Consider the following 19,681-nt stretch of genomic DNA (forward strand, 5'->3'; position numbering starts at 1 on the left):
CCCCGTTCAGCGCATCAACGCGTTGAGCGTGCCGTAGTCGAGGGCGTCCGCCAGCGCGTCGTACGTGCCCGCGCCGAGCGCCTCGTCCGCCGCCCGGCGGGCAACCGCGTACGCGGCCTCCGCGACCGACGAGCCGAGGCTCACCCGGGCCACCCCCAGGCGGGCCAGCTCCCCCACCGCCGGCGCACCCGGCCCGGCGAGCACGTTCAGCGGCGCCGGCACCGCCTGCACCAGCGCGCGGATGGTCACCGGATCGACCACCCCGGGCACGAAGATGCCGTCCGCGCCGGCCGCGAGATAGGCGGTGGCCCGGGCCACGGTCTCGTCCAGGCCGCCGGTGCCGCTGAGGAACGTGTCGATCCGGGCGTTGACGTAGAGCGGCAGCCCCGCCGCGTCGGCGGCGGCCCGCACCGCGCCGATCCGGGCGCACTGGTCGGGCACGTCGCGCAACGGCGGACCGGCCTCGCGTCGGGCGTCCTCGATGTTCACGCCGACGGCACCGGCGTCCAGCACCGCGCGGATGGTCGTACCGACCTCCGCCGGCGTCGCCCCGTACCCGGACTCGATGTCCGCGGTAACCGGCAGCGGCACCGCGGCGGCGACCCGGCCGACCAGGTCGACGGCCGCGTCGCGACCGAGGACGTCGCCGTCCGGGGCGCCCAGGCTCCAGGAGACGCCGGCGCTGGTGGTGGCCACCGCGCGGGCGCCGGCGGCCGCCACGATCCGGGCGCTCGCGGCATCCCAGGCGTTGACGAGGACCAGCGGCGATCCGGGGGTGTGCAGGGATCGGAACAGTTCTGCTCGGGTGTGGTGTTCGCTCACCCGGCAAGTCTCGGCCCGCCCCGACCGCCGCAGTAATGTTTCAGTCCCAGCTGAATCCAACGGGGGTGCCGTGGTCGCCATCGGCCTGTCGGCGGGCGCCGTCGCCCGCATCCGGTTCGCCGTCTCCTGCCTGTGGGAGGTCGTCGCGAGCGTCCGGGTGCTGCGCGACCCCGGGGACCACGCCGTCCACCTGCCCTGGGTACGTCGAGTCCGTCCACCGCTGGTCGAGGCCGGATTGGCCGGCCCGGACGGCGGGCTGCTCTGGCAGCTGGTGCCGGCCCCGCCCGGGTACCTGGCCGACTTCCTCACCCCTCCGTCCGCCGGTCTCATCCCGGACCTGGCCGTCGAACTGGCCGCCCTGCGCGCCACCCCGGCCGACTCCGTCCGCACGCACCTGGACCTGTACCCGGGCGACCGAAGCCCGGCGCTCGCCGCCCTGTACGCCGACCCGCCAGCCGGGCTGCGGCGGCTGACCGAGGAGATCGAGGCGTACTGGCGGATCGCCCTGGCCCCGCACTGGCCACGGCTACGGCTGCTGCTCGACGCCGACGTCACCGCCCGCGCCCGCCTGCTGGCCGAGGACGGCGCGGCCGTGCTCCTCAACGACCTGCATCGGCAGGTCCGGTGGGAGGACGACACCCTGCTCATCGCGCAGCGGCACTGCCTGGCCCCGGACGTCCCGGACGGGCCGGGGCTGGTGCTGGTCCCGTCGGTCTTCGTCTGGCCGTCCGTGCTGAGTGTCTCCGCCGGGGGCGCGCCGCAACTCGCCTACCCGGCACGCGGGCTCGGCACACTGTGGGAGCGCCCGAACGGCGTACCGGACGCGCTGGCCGCCGTGATCGGTCGCGGGCGGGCCCGGCTGCTCACCGAGCTGACCGGGCCGGCGAGCACCACCGAGCTGGCCCGACGCGCCGGGATGTCGCCCGGCGGGGTCTCCCAACACCTCACCGCGTTGCGCGCGGCCGGCCTGGTGGTGACGCACCGGCGGGGCCGGACACTGCTCAGCGCCCGCACCGACCTCGCCGAGGCACTGCTCTCCGCGACCGGGTAGACCATCGCCGCGCGGCGGTGCCGGTCAGCCCACTGCGGACGGTCAGCTCAGGCAGCTGAGCGCGACCTCGGCGGAGCGCATCAGGGCCGCTCGGTCCGGGTTGATGGCACCCATCACCCGCAGGCCCTGGAGGCTGGTCACCAGGAAGGCGGCCAGATCGCTGGCGCTGCGGTCGGCCGGGATCTGACCCCGCAGCTGCCCCTCGGCGAGCAGGTCGTAGAGCGCCAACTCCACGGACTGGGTGGTCGAGCGGAGTCGCTCGGCGACCCGCAGGTCGTGGTGGGCCCGTTCCATCGATGCCCCGACGATCAGGCAGGCGAGACGCTGACCGTCGCCGGCGACGTCGTCCACCAGGTCGACGAACATCGCACGGACGACCTCGCGGGCGTCGTTGCCCGCGCGCAGCATCTCGACCAGCGGGGCGGCGTAGCGCTGCCGGTAGAGGTCGAGCGCGGCCAGGTACAGACCGTCCTTGCTGCCGAACGCGGCGTAGATCGAGCCGCTGCCCAGGCCGGTCGCCTCCGCGAGGTCACGGATCGAGGTGCCCTCGTAGCCCTTGCTCCGGAACACCTGCATGGCCGCGTCCACCGCGGCGTCGAGGTCGAACTCACGAGTACGGGCCATGCACTCACACTAGCGAATATCTGGAACGTACGCCAAAGTATCGTGCATCACGGCGAGCCCGGTGGGACCGCATTCCGTCCGGCAGATTGCCGAAACCACAGCCAGCCACACCTCTCAGCGCCGATCATTACTTGTACGTTCGTTCCACATACTGCCCAGAGGCCCGCGTTACGATCCGACTCGTGGAGTCCCTCGGGCTGCACATCAGCGAGAGCACCGACCTGGACACGTTCGTCCCGGCGTATGCCCGGGTGTCCGGAATCCCGGCGGAGGGCGTGGCGGCGGCGATCGACCGGGAGAAGGCGTTCTCCGGCGACGGCACCGTGCTCAGGCTGGCCGGCCGCCTCGACGACCGGATCGTCGGGACGGCCGTCGCCTGGCTCAGCCACGGCCTGCTCACGCTGTACTTCGTCGGCACTCAGCCCGAGCGGCGCCGGCGGGGCATCGGCGCGGCAATGACCAGGGCCGCGCTCGACCTGGCCGGCGAGCGGGGCGTCCGCACGGCCGCTCTCACCTCGACTCCCGTCGGTGAGCCCGTCTACCGCCGCCTCGGCTTCCGCACCGTGGGCACCTTCCGGCTGCTGACGTTCTGAGCCGAGCCGTCCGGGTACGGGTCGACCGCCTGCCCTACGCCAGCAGTGCCGCGGCGGTGGCCGCGACGAAGCCGTCGGGGTTGTCCAACATGATGTTGTGGCCGGCGTCCGGCACGGCGACCACCCGCACGCCGGCGTCGCTGAGGGCACGCGCACCGATCGGTTCGCTGTCGGCCGGGTGGAGGTAGGTACGCGGCACAGGCAGGTCGAGCAGCAGGTCACGGATGGTGGGGGTGGTGCCGGCGCCAAGGTGCGCCGCGGTGCGGTAGAGCGCTTCCGCACCGGTGAGCCGCATGGTCGCCGCCCAGGCCGGGCCCACGCGGTCGAGCGTCTCGGCTCGACCATCGCCGCGGACGAACTGCTCCTCGGTGTAGCGGGCCTGAATGCCGACGCCCGGAGGCTGCGGGTCGAGGGTGGCGTCGACCAGGACCAGTGCGGCGACGAGGTGCGGATGGCGCGCGGCCAGGACGATGGCGACGGCGCCGCCCATGCTGTGGGCGATCACCTCCGCGCCGCTGACGCCGGCCGCGGTCAGCGCCGTGGCGAGCAGATCGGCGTGCTCCTCCAACGTGTACGAGGCGTCGGCCGGCCGGTCGCTGATGCCGTGCCCGAGCAGATCCATCATCAGGCTGCGCCGTCCGGCGAGTGTGGGGTTGGTGGCCACTCCTGCGTAGTAAACCGGCGAGGAGGCGCCCAGACCGTGCAGGTAGACCCGGGTGGGTTCGGCGCCGGGCAGCTCCACCCAGCGGATCGTCGTGCCATCTGGTCGCACCTGGGCGCCGCGCATCACGTACCTCCTGATTAATACCTCGGCTTCGAGGTATACCGTTGCGGAGGTAAGCTAACACGATGTTGGAGTTCGCGATACTGGGCTTCCTGGCCGACGCCCCGCTGCACGGGTACGAGCTGCGCCGGCGCGTGGCCGCACTCACCGGCCACGTCCGACCGATCGCGGACGGGACGCTGTACCCGACGATCAAGCGGATGGAGCGTGCGGGCTTTCTCCGTCGCGATGTGCAGGCCGGCCAGGTGGCGGCACCACGGCACGTGCTCATCCTCAGCCCAGCCGGGGAGGCGGAGCTGAGACGTCAGCTCCGCACCCCCGACGAACTGTTCATCAGCGACGAGAACCGCTGGTTCACACTGCTGGCCTTCCTGCGCCATCTCGACGACCCGGCCGGCCAGGCCGCCGTCCTGCAGCGTCGGCTCGACTTCCTCACCCAGCCGGCGAGCTTCTTCTGGGACGGTGACCGACCACTGCGTGCCGCCGACTTCCCCGACGACCCCTTCCGCCAAGGGCTGTTCCGCATCGCCACCACCACCAGCCGCACCGAGATCGCCTGGCTGCGGGAGCTGCTGACATCACTCACGCGATGAGGTCGTGCGGCCAAGCGGGGGCACATACAGAAAGGCTTTGGCCCGGGCATCGGTGTCACACACCAGGATCGGTCCACCGATCCTGGCTGCCTCGTCCTCGGCTCGGTTCTGGCGCTCGACCACCTCGGCGAAATCGTCCCTCGACCAGGTCACATCGCACCGCGTCTTGCAGTAACCGGTCAATAAACCGAGGTAGTGGGGGTCGACTGTCCCTGGAGGCAGTCGACCCGCCCGCTTCGGGTAGGCTGATCTTTCATCAAAGTCGCCATGCCAAAGGGTGATCGTTGTCGACCATGGCAGAACGTTGAACCCGTCTACGCTTTGAGCCGGCCGCCTCGCAGCCGCGGCAGCCTAGCGCTCAGATTTGTTAAGGGACCTTTGCGTCATGCATGAATTCCCGTCCCCGCCGCAGGCCCGGTTGGCGGGCCGTCTCCGCGAGTCTCGTGCTCGAGGTCTCATCGGTCGAGAGCATTACTTGGCCGAATTTCGGGCCGCGCTGGCAGGTGAGCCCGGCGCATACGCGGTGTGTTTTCTGTATGGTCCCGGTGGAATCGGCAAGTCGTCGCTGCTCCGGCGGTTCAAGGACGAAGCCGAGGAAGCCGGTCGCACTGTGATCGAAATCGACGGCCGCACTGAGCCGTCTCCTGCCGAATTCTTCGTGGAGGCGGAGACGGCACACACCGATCACCGAACGGTGGTATTGATTGACACCTTCGAGAAGTGCGAGGTTCTGGAAGACTGGCTGCGGGACCGCTTCCTTCCACAGGTCAAGACCGGTGTGGTGGTGGTCGTGGCCGGCCGCAGACCACCGGCGGCGAGCTGGACCTCCGACGTAGCCTGGGCGGGCACACTTCAAGTGATGGAGCTCGATGGGCTCAGTCTCAAGGAGTCTGCCGCGTTGCTCGATGCCCGTGGTGTGAGGCCGGAATTACGAGACACCATCGCCGCCTTCGCCGGTGGGAATCCGTTGGCCCTGAGCCTCATGGCAGAGGCCGCCGCCCGCATCGGTGCCTCCCATGCCAGGTGGAGACCCACGCAGGACTTCATCGCGCCGTTGATGGGTCAGCTCGTGGGACCCGTGCCGAGTGAGACGCATCGTGTGGCGCTGACCGTGTTGACCCAAGCGCGTGTGACTACGGAAGCGCTGCTCCAGACGGTGATGAGCAAGTCGGACGCTGCCATGGTGTTCGACTGGCTGATTCAGCAACCATACGTAGAACTGGGTCCACGCGGAATATATCCGCACGACATCGTCCGCGGGGTCCTGGAGGCGGACCTGCGATGGCGAAATCAACAGCGCTACGCCGAAATCTACAATCGAATCTGGCCGTACCTGCTCCAGGTCGGCCGGGCCGCCACCGGTTCCGACGTGCTGCCCGCGATGCAGGACCTGTCTCACCTCCTGCTACCTGAACTGGGGGAGGAGGACCGCTACTTCTTCAGTACCCCGTACGAAGGACAGCTACACGAGGCAGCCATGAATCCGGAGGACCGCCACGACGTCCTCGCGATGGCGGCCGAGACCGAAGGGCCGGAGTCCATCGCCATTCTGGACTTCTGGCTGCAGCGAGAGCCGGAGTGCGTACGCCTCTATCGTTCGGAATCCGGGGCTCTCGTCGCGTTCATGGTATGGATCCGGCTTCGTGCTGGTGACCGAGAGGCACTCCAGCGAGACCCGGTCGCGGCTGCTGCCTGGGCCCACGCCACCGAGACCGGCGCGCTGCGCGCCCACGAGCACATCAGGATTGACCGGTTTCTTGTCTATCCCGCTTCGTACCACCGCGTATCGGCGAGGCTGCACCCTATGCAGCTGCGCATCATGGCGGAGTGGGTACAAGCGGAGAATCTGGCCTGCTCATATGTCGTGCCCTCCGATCCCGACTACTGGCGTCGGCTCATGGACCACGCACAACACCGGCCGGTCCCGCAGCGCCCCCGAATCGACGGCGTGGAGCACACGCTGTTCGGCCGAAATTGGGAGCACGTCCCCCTCGAACACTGGTTCGCGGACCGCTACAACACGTCGCCCACCACTCAACCTGCCGGCGCCATGAACAGACTGTCGCGAACTGAATTCGACTCGGCAGTACGGCATGCGCTCGGTAGCTGGCGGAGCACCAGCGAACTGGCTGCCAATCCACTCAGGCACGCTAAGCTCGTCCGGCATTCGCTCGCCGGTCAGCCGGTCGACGAGGCGGCAGTGGCCGGGGCGTTGCGAGATGTGCTCGGCGACGCCGTCAGCGCACTGCGCGAGGATCCGCGTACGGTCAAAATGCATCGCGCCGTTGCGGCCACCTACCTTGAAGGGTCACGAACCCAGCAAAGTGCCGCCCATCGGTTGAATCTACCGTTCTCAACCTACCGTCGACACCTCACTCGAGGCCTCGACCAGATATGCGAAATCCTGTGGAAGCACGAGCTGAAGCCTCGCCCGCTTGTGACGCCAGAAGGTAGTACGGCAGTCCGGGTCGTTGTATAAATGACCGGCGATGAGTGCGGCTCGTTCCGGGCTGGCCGGCGTGTCTGCGGGCATGGAGACCGTCGCAACTCACGGGTGACTCGTGATCTAGGGTGAAGATCAAGAAAAGGCCAGGTCAGATAATCTCTGACCTGGCCTTTTTGCTGGTGGGCGATACTGGGTTTGAACCAGTGACCTCTTCCGTGTCAAGGAAGCGCGCTCCCACTGCGCCAATCGCCCGTGCCTTGTGCTGAGGTGGGGACGGGATTTGAACCCGCGTACACGGCTTTGCAGGCCGTTGCCTCGCCTCTCGGCCACCCCACCGAGGTTGCCCCCGTCATACGTGGCGGCAGCTCCGAGCGGACGACGGGATTCGAACCCGCGACCCTCACCTTGGCAAGGTGATGCGCTACCAGCTGCGCTACGTCCGCACGCCCCCGGACGTTCCCGGGTGACGGATGAGAACTTTAGCCGAGCCGGTGAACGACTGCCAACTCGGGGTCCGGCTCGGCGCGTCCCACCCAAGCAGGTGGACGAGTGCGACCGCTGGCGGGATCGGAGCCATCACCGACCGGCTTCCTAGGGGGCTGACCTGGTAACTCCCTGATCGTCACACTCCGGCACCGCTGGGGCCTGCCGGCCCCGCACAGGCGGGGCGCCCCTTGGTGGGCGTCCCGGTGCGTCGACCAGTGCCGGCGGACCTCGACGAACACTCCCAGAAGAACGACGGAAGGCACCCTCAGGAAGTGTCCGGCTTCCGACTGTCGTGCGACGAATCGGACGGTGGCCGTAACTGTTCGTGTTCGGGTAGATGGGCTACGGTAACGGTCGTGACGAGACGTGCGGCCGAGATCCGCCTGGATGCCCTGCTGCGCACCGCCTGTGACGTGATCGTCGAGCGCGGTCTGGCCAACACCCGGACAGCGGACGTGGCGCAGGCGGCCGGTGTGAGTCAGGCGCTGGTCTTCTACCACTTCGCCACCAAGGAGCGACTGCTCGCGCAGGCATTCGCGTACGCGGTCGAGCAGGACCTGGCCCGGCTGGACGTGGTGACCCGCTCCTCGGCCCCGCCGCTGACCAAGCTCCGGCGGATCCTCAAGCTCTACACCCCGGCCGGGCGAGCCACCTCCTGGTCGATGTGGATCGACGGCTGGTCGGAGTCGTTGCGTACCCCCGAGGTGGAGAAGGTCTCCCGCCGGCTCGACCTGCGCTGGCGGCAGGACCTGGCCGCGGTGATCTCGGCCGGGGTCGCCGACGGCACCTTCCAGTGCGCCGACCCGGACGGGGCCGCCTGGCGGATCAGCGCGGTGATGGACGGCCTGGCCGTGCAGCTCGCCGTGCACGACCGGGTGATCTCCCGCCGGCAGTTCGGCGAGTGGGTCCGGCTGGTGACCTCCCGGGAACTCGGCCTGGATCCCACCGACCTGGCCTGACCCCGTTTGGCCGGGTCGATCCGGCGGGCAGCCGGGCGTGCGGGCACCGGCACCGTTGATTTATCTCGATCTGTCGGCGCGTCGCCGGCCCGGGGCCTTGCCGCCGCCCCTAGCGGCTGATATCCACAGATGCGCATGCGTTACCGCGCAGCGTCGGTCGGCGGCCGCCGGCCATCCCGCTCCCACGAGGAGGTCCCGTGCCACAACCGGAGTGGTCACCCCCGATGAGCCGGCGTCGACGCCGGCTCATCGCCGTACTGGCGACGACCGCGACGGTCGCCGCGCTGCTCCCCACCGGCGCGAGCACCGCGGCCCCCGCCGGCGGCGCGCCGTCCGCCGAGCGCCGCTCCGGGCCGTTCGCCGAGGGGCACCAGCACGCCGACGTCGACAACCGCACCGGTACGGCGGCGCCGGACGCCCGCCAGCGCGGGTTGGCCCGCGCCGCCGACCCCGACGTGCGGTGGAACCGGCTCGGTACCCCGCAGGCGCTCGGCCCCGGCCGCACCCCGCTCGCCACCGGCCTGCCCACCGACCCGGAGGCCGCGGCCCGCGCCTACCTGGCCGCCAACCGCGACCTGTTCGGGATGGACACCGCCACGGTGTCCAGCCTGGAGCGGGTGCTGGTCCGGCCGATCGGCAGCGGTGCCGTGGTCACCCTGCGGCAGCGCTTCGGCGACCTGCCGGCTGGCCCGGACGGCCTGGTCACCATCGCGGTCTCCGGCGGCGCGGTGCTCTCGGTCAGCTCCTCGCTGGCCCGCGACACCGGCGCACCGGCGCCGGCCACCCGCACCGCCGAGCAGGCGTACGCCGCCGCGCTCGCCGACGCCAAGCTGGACGCCAGCGCGGTGGCCAGCCACACCGTGCGCGCGGTGGCCGTGCCCACCCCGGTGGACGGGCCTCGGGCCGGATACGAGGTGACGCTGATCGGCGCGGACACCGACCACCCGGCCGCGTTCACCACCTACGTGGACGGGATCACCGGGCAGGTGCTGGTCCGCGAGGACCTCGTCGACTTCGACTCCGACAACCCGAGCTGGGCGGTCTTCCCGGCCACCCCGCCCCGCGACCTCGCTCCCGGGCAGGACCCCCGGGTGCGCTGGTGTGGCGACCCCACGCCCGGCTGTCAGGCCGCGTTCCGCGACCCGGCGACCGGCCAGCCGTGGGACGTCGACGCGGCAACCGGCACGCCCACCTTCACCTCGCGCGGCAACTCGGCCAACACGGTGCTCTCCTGGGGCGCCGGCACTCCGGTCGTCCCGGCCACCCTCAGCCCGGAACGCCGCTACGAGTACCCGTTCACCGACCAGTGGCACCAGGCGAAGTGCAACCCGGAGGTGTTCACCTCCGCGCAGCGCAACGACGCCGACGCGGCGATCGGCAACCTCTTCGCCATGCACAACCGGATGCACGACTGGGCGTACCAGTTGGGCTTCACCGAGTCGGCGTGGAACCTCCAGGCGGTCAACCTCACCCCGGCGGGGCTGGGCGGCGACGCCGAGCAGGGCCGCGCCCAGCAGGGTGCGCTGACCGGCAACCGGAACAACGCCAACCAGGGCACCCCGCGCGACGGGCTGCCGCCGACCACCAACATGTACCTGTGGCAGCCGCAGGCCGGCGGGCCGTACCCGCCGTGCGTGGACGGCGACTATGACATGACGGTGATCGGCCACGAGTACACCCACGCGATCAGCAACCGGATGATCGCCGGCCCGGACAGCGGGATCGGCGGCCACCAGGGCGGGTCGATGGGTGAGTCGTGGAGCGACCTGCTCGCCGCCGAGTACCTCTTCCAGCACGGGCTGCGCGCGCCCGGCGAGACGCCCTTCGTCACCGGCGGCTACGTCACCGGCAACCTGGTCAGCGGCATCCGCAACTACGACCTCAGCCGCAGCCCGCTGAACTACTCCGACATCGGCTACAACACCGGTGGTCCCGCCGTGCACGCCGACGGGGAGATCTGGGGCGCCACCAACTTCCGGGTCCGCTCCGCGCTGGTCAAGCGGTACGGCCTGGGCACCCCGCAGCGGCAGCTGGAGTGCGCGCAGGGGAAGGTCGCCGCCGACAAGTGCCCGGGCAACCGGCGCTGGTCGCAGCTGGTCTTCGACTCGTTCCTGCTCCAGGCGGCCAGCCAGGTGAGCATGCTCGACATGCGGGACAACATGCTCACCGCCGACCTGCTCCGCTTCGGCGGCGCGAACCAGGACCTGATCTGGGCCGAGTTCGCCCGCTCCGGGATGGGCCGCGACGCGGTCACCAACGGCGCCGGTGACACCGACCCGACGCCGAGCTTCGCCTCGCCGCGCGGCGGCAACGCGACGCTCACCCTGCGCCCGCGCGGGGACAGCGCCGACGCGCCGATCCGGGTGTACGTCGGGGCGTACGAGGCACGGGCGATGCCGATCGCGGACACTGACCCGGCCACGCCGATCCCGGACACCGTGGAGCTGGTGGCCGGCACGTACGACCTGCTCGCGGTGGCGCCCGGCTTCGGACACCAGCGGCTCAGCGTGGTCGCCAAGGCCGATCACGACGGATACGTGGACCTGCGGATGAGCCGCAACCTCGCGTCCACGGCGTCCGGCGCCACGGTCAGCGGCGACGGGGTCAACCTGGACCGGGTCGCCGACGACACCGAGGCGACGAACTGGGCCTCGCTGGACGGGGTGGCCGGCCGGCAGCTCACCGTGGCGCTGCCCGGGGACGCACCGCAGGTGGTCAAGCGGGTGAACGTCAGCGCCATGCTGCGCCCGGCGATCACCGGGGACGCCGACACCGGCAGTCAGAACGCGCTCAGCGCGCTGCGCTCGTTCGCGGTGTCGGCCTGCAACGCGAAGACCACCGACTGCGCGGATCCGGCGCGCTGGCAGCGGATCTACACCAGTGCGGGCGACGCGTTCCCCGGCGGGGCGTACCGGGCGTACACCCGGGACATCAACCTCCGGACGTTCGCGGTGCCCACCACGCTCGCCACCCACCTGCGGCTGGAGGTGCTGGCCAGCCAATGCACCGGCGGCCCGCAGTACGCCGGTGAGCAGGACAACGACCCGGCCACGACGACGGACTGCGCGACCGCCAGCCCGGCCCGGAACCAGGTCAGGATCGCCGAGTTCCAGGCGTTCTCGAAGTGACACCGTCGGGGCCGGCGGACCTCCGCCGGCCCCGACCACCTCGATCAGTGGCGGACCGGTCGCCCGCGGCCCCCGGCCCCGCCGGACAGGCCATCAACCGCCTCGATCAGCGGCCGGCCGTTCGCCAACGGCCGGCCGGCCGCTCCCACAGCCGGTCCACCGGTGGGTCGTCGGCCTCCGCGGTCGCGACCCGGGTCAGGTGGCGCAGCCGCAGCAGCAGCCCCAACCCGAGCGAGAGCAGCAGCCCGCCGAGCAGGAACGCCGCCTGCGTCACGCCGAAGCCGCCGGCCTGCGATACCGGGCGGCCGGACGCCGGCGGCGCGGCGTCGACCGGTTGGTCGCCGACCGGCCCCGCGCTCTCCTCCTCGCCCGGCGCGTTCGCCGGGTCGCTGGGCTCCGCTGGTGTTCCGGTCGGCTCCGCCGACCTGCTCGGGACGCCGCCCGCCCCCACCACCGAGCGGGTGGCCGTCTGGCGGGCCAGCAGGCGCAGGTTCGCGTCGTACGCCTCCGCGGCGAGGGTGACCCGCCCCTCGGTGACGTCCTCGGCGAAGGCCAACCGGTAGCGGGCGGTGACCGTGCGGTCCGGGCAGAGCGTGCCCGGGTCGAGCTGCCGGTCGGTCAGCCGGGCCACGTCGCCCTCGGTCTGGATCTCCAGCGGGAAGTCGCCGGTCTCCTCCACCCGGTCCATCTTCACCTGGTCGAGTCGGATGCCCTGCACGCTGAGCACCATCGACCAGCGCACCTTCACGCACCCGCCGCGCCGGTCGGTCCGCGAGACCACCGCGGAGACCGTACGCACCTGGTCGCCGGCGGTGAACCGGGCCGGCAGCCCACTCAACTCGGTAGTGAACGCCGCCTGCGCCGGAGCGGCGAGCACCAGCTCCACCCCGCTCAGACAGGCCAGCACCACCCCGAGCCGCAGCGCGTACCGCCACACCGTCACCACCGCCGTCTCCGTTCGGTTGCCTCCACCACGCAACGCTAGGAGCGGGGCGTCGACCCGACCAGACGGGTGTGTTCGCACCGGGCGGCAAGGACAGGGCGCGTTTTCACCGACGGTGGTGAACCGGTCACCGGTCCCCCGCGACACGCCGGGCACTGGGTCGCTGGGACAATCGCCGACGTGTCCGAACTTTCCACCACCTTCGTCCGGCTGCACGCCCGGCTCACCCCGGTGGCCTTCGTCCCGGAGGTGCGGCTGCACCAGGCGGACGAGCCGATCGGGCTCTGGGAGCTGACCGAGGGTGAGTTCAGCACCGACCGACCGCCGCCGTTCTGGGCCTTCGCCTGGGCCGGCGGCCAGGCCCTCGCCCGCTACGTGACCGACCACCCGGAGCTGGTCGCCGGCCGCCGGGTGCTCGACCTCGCCTCCGGCTCCGGCCTGGTGGCCATCGCCGCGGCCCGGGCCGGCGCGGCCGCCGTCCGGGCCGTCGAGGTGGACGAACTGGCCGTCGCGGCCGTCGCGCTCAACGCCGAGGCCAACGGGGTACGCGTCGACGCCGAGTTCGGCGACATCCTCGACGGCGACGCCGGGGACGCCGAGGTGGTGCTCGCCGGGGACGCCTTCTACAGCGAGGCGATGGCCCGCCGGATGCTGCGATTCCTGCTCCGCGCCGCCCGTGCCGGCGCCCTGGTGCTGGTCGGCGACCCCGGTCGGGCGTTCCTGCCCCGGGACCGCTTCGACGAGCTCGCCCACTACGACGTGCCGGTGCCGGAGGCCCTGGAGAGCGTCCGGGTGAAGCGCACCACCGTGTGGCAGTTGCGGGCCGGGCTGCCGGGGGCCGCCGGCTAGCGTGGCGGCGTGCTGTTCCGGAGCTGGGCGTCCGAGGTCGAGGCACCCTGGCCGGACGTGGCCACGGTGACCGACCACGTCGGCGTACCCCATCTGGTTGTGACCCGGCGAGCGCTGGTCCGCCAGGTCCTCGCCGACCCGGCGACCTACCGGCCGGACAAGGCGCTGGACGCGGTGACCCCGATGCCGGTGACGGCGCTGCGGGTGCTCGCCGGGCATCGGTTCCGGCTGCCACCGACCCTGGCGAACAACTCGGGTGCCAGCCATCCGGAGATCCGGTCGATCGTCGCCGGCGCGCTGCACCCCGCCCGGGTCGCCGCGCAGCGCCCCTGGCTCACCGCGCTGGTCCGGGACCGGGTCACCCGGCTGGCCGCCACGCTCGACGCCGGCGCGCCAGTCGACCTCCACACGGAACTCGCCGCGGACCTGCCACTGCTGGTGCTGGCCCGGCTGGTCGAGCTGCCGGACGCACCGGTCGGCGCGGTCAAGGAATTCGCCCGGGCCGCGCTGGAGCTGTTCTGGGCGCCGCTGGACGCCGACCGGCAGCAGGCGCTCGCCACCGAGGTGGGCCGGTTCCACCGCGTGCTGCGCGACTTCGCGGCCACCGGCGGCGGGCTGGCCGCCGAACTGCGCGCGGCCGGGCACGCGCCGGACGTGGTGGTCGGCGCGCTCTTCTTCCTGCTGGTCGCCGGGCAGGAGACCACCTCGCAGTTCCTGACCCTGCTGTTGCACCGGCTGGCCGGGGAGCCGTCGGTGCGGGCCGGGCTCCGCACCGGCGAGGTCGCGGCGGCCGACGTTGTGGAGGAGGGACTGCGACTGGAACCGCCGATCGTCACCTGGCGCCGAGTCGCGGCGACGGACAGCACGCTGGGCGGGACGGTGGTGCCGGCGGGCACCAGCCTCGTGCTCTGGCTGGCCCGCGCCGGCCGGGACCCGGCGGTCGTCGAGGCGCCCGACGAGTTCCGCCCGGGTCAGCGCGGATCGCGCCGGCATGTGGCCTTCGGCGCCGGTGCGCACCGCTGCGTCGGTGACGTGCTGGCGCGGATGGAGGCGGCCGTGGTGGTGGCCGAGGCCGCGCCGCTGCTCGACGGGGTGACCGTGGTCCGCGCCCCCTGGTGCCCGGACAACCTCACCTTCCGGATGCCCGACGCCTTCGTGATCCGGTCAGTCGAGCGGGCCATGGACCAGTAGCACGATGCTCCCCGCTCCCCAGAGGCGGTTCCACGAGCTTATTGAAGGTCACACTCAGCCCGATGAACCCGAGCAGCAGGCCGAAGCCACATGTGGCGAGCACCTGCATGATCCACCGCGCCATCCGCCGCCCCCGTTGACCGAAGCAACTCTGACCCGAGACTAGGCAGCCCGGGCAACACCTCGTTGCCGCCAGCGGGAGCACCACCGGGCTGCAAGATCCTGACATCGACTCGATACGTTTCCGGGCGTGTCAGCAACCCCTGTGCGCCGCATCCGCGCGGCAACAACACTTCTGGCCCTCCTGGCGCTGAGCGCCTGCGCAGCCGACCACCGCCCCAGACTCCAGGTCCAGCGGATCACCGCGGATCAACCGAGCCCGTCCGTCGCGTCCTCGGCGACGCCGTCGACCTCGCCGTCCGCGACCGGAAAGCCCGTATTCAAGAGCCTGGCCTGGTACGTGTCGCAGGTGCCGGCCTTCCCCGCGGCACCACCACCGCAACCGGTGCAGCCGGCGGCGAACGGCTCGGCGCCGTTCTGGCACCGGGTGCCAACCGAGCAGAAGGTCGCCTTCATCACCATCGACGACGGTGGGCTGGCCCGCCCGCCCGAGGTGATCGACTTCATCCGGGAGGCACACATCCCGGTCACCATGTTCCTGAACTCGCCGGCGGCGGCCGAGCACACCGACTACTTCCGGCAGATCGAGGCGGCCGGCGGGGTCGTGGCGAACCACACCATCACGCACCCCTCGCTGACGGGCCGGTCGTACGCCTCCCAGAAGCACGAGATCTGCGGCGCGGCGGACGAGTTGGAGACGCTGTTCGGCAAGCGGCCGGCCCTGTTCCGCCCACCATTCGGCGACCGGGACTCGACCACGCTGAAGGCCGCCCACGACTGCGGCATGAAGGCGGTCTTCCACTGGACCGAGACCGTCCACGAGGGGAAAGTGCGCTACCAGACTCCGGAGAAGGTCGTCCGGCCCGGCGACGTACTGCTGATGCACTTCCGGCCGGCGCTCATGGACGACCTCCTCGCGGCGCTGAAGGCGATCCACCGGGCCGGGCTCACCCCGGCGGTGCTGGAGGACTACGTGGGCTGACCGACGTTGCGGACCTGACGAAAGTCAGGGCGCAGTGCTGCCGTTCGGGCGCGGCGGCAGGGTGGTCCGTGCGCCTAGCGTCAGCGCATGATCACATTACGTGGGTTGACGAAACGGTTCGGGGCGACCGTCGCGGTCGACGCCCTGACCGTCGACGTCGCGCCCGGCCGGGTCACCGGCTTCCTCGGCCCGAACGGCGCCGGCAAGTCCACCACCATGCGGATGGTCCTCGGCCTGGACCGGCCCAGCGCCGGGCAGGCGTTGGTCGGCGGCCGGGCGTACTGGGAGTTGCGGCAGCCGTTGCACGAGGTGGGCGCGCTGCTCGATGCCCGGGCCATCCACCCGACCCGGTCCGGCCGGGCGCACCTGCTGGCCATGGCCCGCAGCAACGGCATCCCGGCCCGCCGGGTGGACGAGGTGCTCGACACCGTCGGGCTGGACGAGCGCGCCGCCGCCAAGCCGGGCAAGACCCTCTCCCTCGGCATGGGTCAGCGGCTCGGCATCGCCGGCGCGCTGCTCGGCGACCCGCCGGTGCTGATGTTCGACGAGCCGGTCAACGGCCTCGACCCGGACGGGGTGCGCTGGGTCCGACAGCTGATGCGCTCGCTCGCCGACCAGGGACGGACCGTCTTCGTCTCCAGCCATCTGATGAGCGAGATGCAGCTCACCGCCGACCAGCTCGTGGTGATCGGCCGCGGACGGCTGCTCGCCGACGCGCCGATCGACGACGTGATCGCCGGCAGCGCGGTCGCCGTCCGGGTCCGCAGTCCGCACCCGGACGGGCTGGCCACCCTCGGCGCGCGCCTCGTCGCGGCCGGCGCCACCGTCGAGCCGGCCGGCCCCGACGAGCTGACCGTCACCGGGAGCACCGTGGACCGGGTTGGTGACCTGGCGTACGAGCTGGGGGTGCGGTTGCACGAGCTGAGCTCGCACGGCGCGTCGCTGGAGCAGGCGTTCATGGAGCTGACCGCCGCCAGCGTCGAGTACGCGGGCGGCCCGACCGGAAGCGGGGCACGATGAGCACCGGCACCATCCCGAACACCCGTCCCGGCCCGGCCGCCTTCCGCGGCGCGGTGGCCGCCGAGTGGACCAAGCTGTTCTCGGTGCGGACCACCTGGTGGACGGCGCTGGCCGCGTTGCTGCTGATGGCTGCGAGCGCCGTCCAGCTGGCCATCTACGCGGCCAACGACAACACCAACGACGACCCGCTCGACGACCGGGGAATCGTCACCGTCGGCAGCGTGGTGATCGACTCCGTCGAGCTGACCCAGTACGCCGTGCTGGCGCTGGGCCTACTGGCGATCACCGCCGAGTTCACCAGCGGCACCATCCGGACGACCCTGCAGTGCACCCCGGCACGCGGTCGGGTGCTGCTGGCCAAGGCCGTGGTCGCCGGCGCGGTCACCTTCGCCCTCGGGCTGCTGCTCGGCGGCGTCGGCGCACTGGTCGCGTGGCCGGCGCTCGGCGAGTGGGGCAGCGTGCCGGTCGCCGGCACGATCAGCGACATCGTGGCGGTGGCGACCTACCTGGCGCTGGTCGGCGTGCTCGCGCTGGGCCTCGGCGCGGCACTACGCAGCGCGGTGCTCACCCTCACCGTGCTCTTCGCCACCCTGATGATCGTGCCGCTGTCGCTTCAGGAGCCGGACATCGCCGTGCTGAACCGGATCGCCGACGTGTTCCCCGGCGTGGCCGGGGGGCATTTCCTGGCCGGCGACACCGAGCCGTACCCGGGCGTGGTCGGGCTGCTGCTGCTCGCCGGGTGGGCCGGTGCGGCGCTGCTGCTGGGCCGGGTCGCGCTGCGCCGCCGCGACGCCTGAACGGTGAGCGGGGGCCTGCCGGCCCCCGCTCACCCGTCGACCAGCCCCGCCTCGTAGGCGATGATCGCCGCCTGCACCCGGTTGCGCACGTCCAACCGGGTGAAGATGCTGGTCAGGTAGCTCTTCACGGTGCCCTCCACCAGGTGCAGCCGGCGGGCGATCTCGGCGTTGGACAGCCCCGCCCCGACCAGCGCCAGCACCTCCCGTTCCCGCTCGGTCAGCGCCGCCGTCCGGTCCCGCGCTGCGGGCCGGCGGGCCAACCGCCCAGCGCCCAGCTCGATCACCCGGCGGGCCACCCGTGGCGACAGGTACGCCCCGCCGTCGGCGACCGCGTGCACCCCGGCGATCAGCTCGCGCGGGTCCCCGGCCTTGAGCAGGAACCCGCTGGCACCGTGTCCGAGCGCCCGGGCCACATGGTCGTCCTCGCCGAAGGTGGTCAGCATGACCGTCGCCGTCGCTGGCGCCACCCGGCGGATCTCGGCGGCGGCGGCCAGCCCGTCCAGCCGCGGCATCCGGATGTCCAGCAGCGCCACCCGGGGTCGGTGTGCGCGGACCAGCTCCACCGCCGCCCGCCCGTCGCCGGCCTCGGCGACCACCTCGATGGCCGGATCGGCGGCGAGGATGGCGCGAACACCGGCCCGGATCATCGCCTCGTCATCGGCGAGGACAACCCGTACCGGCCCACGTTCCATGGTGTCGCTGCTCATCGTCAGATCCGCTCCTTGCTGACAAGTCGGCCGTCGGCGAAGCAGAGCCGCCAGGTCGGCGCGGCGAGGGGAAAGTTGCCGTCCGTGTAGTACTCGCAGCCGGACCGCCGTACGCCGGCACTCGGGTCGACCTGCCGCCGGGGCAGCTCGGCCAGATCGCCGCGCGCCACACCCGGCCGCATCCGGTCGAACGCCGACTCGTCCAGCACGGTGCCGGCCGTGGCGACCGGGTAGTAGATCAGCGACAGGACGAGGGCCAGGCCGGCCGGGGCGCCGAGCGCCAGCAGCAGGCTGTGCCGTACCCGTCGGTGGGCGTCGCGCAGCTCGGCGTCGGCCGGCCGCTCCGCGCCGCCCTCGACCGGGCCGGGCGCCTCATCCGCAGCCGGCCACCCACCGGCGGCAGGGACAGCGGAGACCACGCCGGCAGGGGCGGTGGGCAGTGGCAGTCGGGCCTGTACCGCGAAGCCGCCGTCCGGGCGCGGGCCAACGTCCAGCATGCCGCCGGCCAGGCGGACCCGTTCGGCGAGCGCGAGCAGCCCGCTGCCGGAGGACGGTGGGGTGGGCAGCGGGCCGGCCGGCGCCGGCCCGTTGACTACCCGCACCTCGATCTCGTCCGCAGCGGGGGCGAGAGTGACGGTCACCGGGGCGCCCGGGGCGTAGCGCGCCGCGTTGGTGAGCGCCTCCCGGACCACCCGGTGCGCGGCGAGCCCGGTCATCCCGGGCAGCTCGACCGCACCGGGCGGGACGTCCAACCGGACCGCCATCCCCGCCTCCCGGGCACCCTCCACCAGGTCGGCGACGGTCTCCCCGGCGGGCCGGAGCCCAGCCGGGCCGCCCTCCTCCCGCAGCACGCCGATGATGCCGTGCAGTCGCTCGGTGGCGGCGGCGACGCTGGCCCGCAACTCCCCCACCGACGCCCGGTGTGCGGGGTCGAGGTCGTCGGCGAGCTCCAGCGCGGCGGCGCGCAGTGCGATCAGGCTGAGGTCGTGGCCGAGCGAGTCGTGCATCTCCTCGGCGATGCGGGCCCGCTCGCGCAGCCGGATCCGCTCGGCGGCGCCGCGCTGTTCGCGCGCCAGCGCGTCAGCCTGCCGGCGGCCCGCGTCGGCCAACTCCTGCTGCTGCCGGCGGTACCGGCCCACCAGCCACGGAAACACACCGGCGAAGAGCAGCACCGAGGCGAGCATGAACCAGGTGCCCGCCGCGGTGCCGAGCAACCCCAGGTTCAGCACCGTGCCACCGAACGCGATCACGCCGAACAGCACGGCCGCCGGGGCCGCCCCGGCGCTGCGCCGCCCGGTCAGGTAGCTGAACACCGGAATGGCGAAGACGAAATTGCCGTCGACCAGCGACCCGAGCACCACCAGCAGCAGGCCGACCAGCGGCCGACGCCGGCTCAGCACCACCGCCACGGCCAGCAGCGCCAGCCCGCCGACCAGCGACGCCAGACCGTGCCGCGAGAACGGCGGGGTCAGCCCCGCGAACCCGATGGGGGCGGCGAGCACCACCCAGAGCAACGCATCCTTCGGCCGCGCCACGCCCGACGCCCCGTCCACCGGCCACCTCGGGGTCCTCACGGCGGCCAGGCT

17 protein-coding genes and 3 tRNA genes are annotated in these 19,681 nt (G+C 72.2%); 11 read left to right on the forward strand and 9 right to left on the reverse strand.

What is annotated here, in order from left to right; genetic code table 11:
* Positions 1–6: 6 nt before the first annotated feature.
* Positions 7–822 carry an isocitrate lyase/phosphoenolpyruvate mutase family protein gene (locus OG990_RS20870; RefSeq protein ID WP_406076889.1) on the reverse strand — a complete coding sequence of 272 codons (816 nt, stop codon included), beginning with the start codon at positions 820–822 and terminating at the stop codon, positions 7–9.
* Positions 823–892: 70 nt separating this feature from the next.
* Here OG990_RS20870 and OG990_RS20875 point away from each other — a divergent pair, with 70 nt between their 5' ends.
* Complete coding sequence (locus OG990_RS20875; protein ID WP_406076890.1) at positions 893–1,873, forward strand: DUF5937 family protein; 981 nt, start codon at positions 893–895, stop codon at positions 1,871–1,873.
* 42 nt (positions 1,874–1,915) lie between these two features.
* Here the strand turns inward: OG990_RS20875 and OG990_RS20880 are convergent, their stop codons facing one another.
* Entirely contained in the window at positions 1,916–2,497 is a 582-nt protein-coding gene (locus OG990_RS20880; RefSeq protein ID WP_406076891.1) for a TetR/AcrR family transcriptional regulator, read from the reverse strand.
* Positions 2,498–2,679: 182 nt separating this feature from the next.
* Here OG990_RS20880 and OG990_RS20885 point away from each other — a divergent pair, with 182 nt between their 5' ends.
* A complete protein-coding gene (locus OG990_RS20885) occupies positions 2,680–3,090 on the forward strand; it encodes a GNAT family N-acetyltransferase (protein ID WP_406076892.1) in 411 nt (136 codons plus the stop codon).
* Positions 3,091–3,124: 34 nt separating this feature from the next.
* On the opposite strand, the gene OG990_RS20890 is transcribed toward OG990_RS20885, so the two are convergent.
* Positions 3,125–3,877, reverse strand: a complete 753-nt coding sequence (locus OG990_RS20890) for an alpha/beta fold hydrolase (protein ID WP_406076893.1) — start codon at positions 3,875–3,877, stop codon at positions 3,125–3,127.
* A gap of 62 nt (positions 3,878–3,939) precedes the next feature.
* Here OG990_RS20890 and OG990_RS20895 point away from each other — a divergent pair, with 62 nt between their 5' ends.
* Both OG990_RS20895 and OG990_RS20900 read left to right on the forward strand, forming a co-directional pair.
* Positions 3,940–4,467 (forward strand): PadR family transcriptional regulator, encoded by a 528-nt coding sequence (locus OG990_RS20895; RefSeq protein WP_406076894.1) that lies wholly within the window; start codon positions 3,940–3,942, stop codon positions 4,465–4,467.
* Between the two features lie 385 nt (positions 4,468–4,852).
* Entirely contained in the window at positions 4,853–6,946 is a 2,094-nt protein-coding gene (locus tag OG990_RS20900; protein WP_406076895.1) for an ATP-binding protein, read from the forward strand.
* 144 nt (positions 6,947–7,090) lie between these two features.
* On the opposite strand, the gene OG990_RS20905 is transcribed toward OG990_RS20900, so the two are convergent.
* The 3 genes from OG990_RS20905 to OG990_RS20915 form a co-directional block, all read right to left on the reverse strand.
* A tRNA-Val gene (locus OG990_RS20905) sits at positions 7,091–7,165 on the reverse strand.
* Between the two features lie 13 nt (positions 7,166–7,178).
* Positions 7,179–7,249, reverse strand: a tRNA-Cys gene (locus OG990_RS20910).
* Between the two features lie 34 nt (positions 7,250–7,283).
* Positions 7,284–7,356, reverse strand: a tRNA-Gly gene (locus OG990_RS20915).
* A 399-nt stretch (positions 7,357–7,755) separates the two neighbouring features.
* On the opposite strand from OG990_RS20915, the gene OG990_RS20920 reads away from it, so the two are divergent.
* Positions 7,756–8,358, forward strand: coding sequence for a TetR/AcrR family transcriptional regulator (locus OG990_RS20920; protein ID WP_406076896.1), 603 nt, complete (start codon positions 7,756–7,758; stop codon positions 8,356–8,358).
* A gap of 197 nt (positions 8,359–8,555) precedes the next feature.
* Positions 8,556–11,486 carry a M36 family metallopeptidase gene (locus OG990_RS20925; RefSeq protein ID WP_406076897.1) on the forward strand — a complete coding sequence of 977 codons (2,931 nt, stop codon included), beginning with the start codon at positions 8,556–8,558 and terminating at the stop codon, positions 11,484–11,486.
* Between the two features lie 106 nt (positions 11,487–11,592).
* Here the strand turns inward: OG990_RS20925 and OG990_RS20930 are convergent, their stop codons facing one another.
* Positions 11,593–12,432 (reverse strand): hypothetical protein, encoded by an 840-nt coding sequence (locus tag OG990_RS20930; protein WP_406076898.1) that lies wholly within the window; start codon positions 12,430–12,432, stop codon positions 11,593–11,595.
* A 177-nt stretch (positions 12,433–12,609) separates the two neighbouring features.
* Between OG990_RS20930 and OG990_RS20935 the strand changes: the two genes are divergently transcribed.
* The 5 genes from OG990_RS20935 (at position 12,610) to OG990_RS20955 (ending at position 17,388) form a co-directional block, all read left to right on the forward strand.
* Complete coding sequence (locus OG990_RS20935; RefSeq protein ID WP_406076899.1) at positions 12,610–13,278, forward strand: class I SAM-dependent methyltransferase; 669 nt, start codon at positions 12,610–12,612, stop codon at positions 13,276–13,278.
* A gap of 9 nt (positions 13,279–13,287) precedes the next feature.
* Positions 13,288–14,469: a cytochrome P450 gene (locus OG990_RS20940; protein ID WP_406076900.1), complete on the forward strand. Its 1,182-nt coding sequence runs from the start codon at positions 13,288–13,290 to the stop codon at positions 14,467–14,469.
* A 250-nt stretch (positions 14,470–14,719) separates the two neighbouring features.
* A complete protein-coding gene (locus OG990_RS20945; RefSeq protein ID WP_406076901.1) occupies positions 14,720–15,571 on the forward strand; it encodes a polysaccharide deacetylase family protein in 852 nt (283 codons plus the stop codon).
* Positions 15,572–15,658: 87 nt separating this feature from the next.
* Positions 15,659–16,591, forward strand: coding sequence for an ABC transporter ATP-binding protein (locus OG990_RS20950; RefSeq protein WP_406076902.1), 933 nt, complete (start codon positions 15,659–15,661; stop codon positions 16,589–16,591).
* Positions 16,588–17,388, forward strand: a complete 801-nt coding sequence (locus tag OG990_RS20955; RefSeq protein ID WP_406076903.1) for an ABC transporter permease — start codon at positions 16,588–16,590, stop codon at positions 17,386–17,388. Before OG990_RS20950 ends, OG990_RS20955 begins: the two co-directional genes overlap by 4 nt.
* A 29-nt stretch (positions 17,389–17,417) precedes the next feature.
* On the opposite strand, the gene OG990_RS20960 is transcribed toward OG990_RS20955, so the two are convergent.
* Positions 17,418–18,095, reverse strand: a complete 678-nt coding sequence (locus tag OG990_RS20960) for a response regulator (RefSeq protein ID WP_386989272.1) — start codon at positions 18,093–18,095, stop codon at positions 17,418–17,420.
* Between the two features lie 2 nt (positions 18,096–18,097).
* Positions 18,098–19,669, reverse strand: coding sequence for a sensor histidine kinase (locus OG990_RS20965; protein ID WP_406076904.1), 1,572 nt, complete (start codon positions 19,667–19,669; stop codon positions 18,098–18,100).
* Between the last annotated feature and the right edge of the window lie 12 nt (positions 19,670–19,681).

It is taken from the genome of Micromonospora sp. NBC_00858, assembly GCF_045207365.1.
Classification (GTDB): Bacteria; Actinomycetota; Actinomycetes; order Mycobacteriales; family Micromonosporaceae; genus Micromonospora.

Bases quoted from the DNA above. Each gene is read 5' to 3' on its own strand.
- OG990_RS20890 (WP_406076893.1), bottom strand. From the start codon at position 3,877: ATGCGCGGCGCCCAGGTGCGACCAGATGGCACGACGATCCGCTGGGTG.
- OG990_RS20895 (WP_406076894.1), top strand. From the start codon at position 3,940: ATGTTGGAGTTCGCGATACTGGGCTTCCTGGCCGACGCCCCGCTGCAC.
- OG990_RS20955 (WP_406076903.1), top strand. From the start codon at position 16,588: ATGAGCACCGGCACCATCCCGAACACCCGTCCCGGCCCGGCCGCCTTC.
- OG990_RS20960 (WP_386989272.1), bottom strand. From the start codon at position 18,095: ATGAGCAGCGACACCATGGAACGTGGGCCGGTACGGGTTGTCCTCGCC.
- OG990_RS20880 (WP_406076891.1), bottom strand. From the start codon at position 2,497: ATGGCCCGTACTCGTGAGTTCGACCTCGACGCCGCGGTGGACGCGGCC.
- OG990_RS20950 (WP_406076902.1), top strand. From the start codon at position 15,659: ATGATCACATTACGTGGGTTGACGAAACGGTTCGGGGCGACCGTCGCG.
- OG990_RS20900 (WP_406076895.1), top strand. From the start codon at position 4,853: ATGCATGAATTCCCGTCCCCGCCGCAGGCCCGGTTGGCGGGCCGTCTC.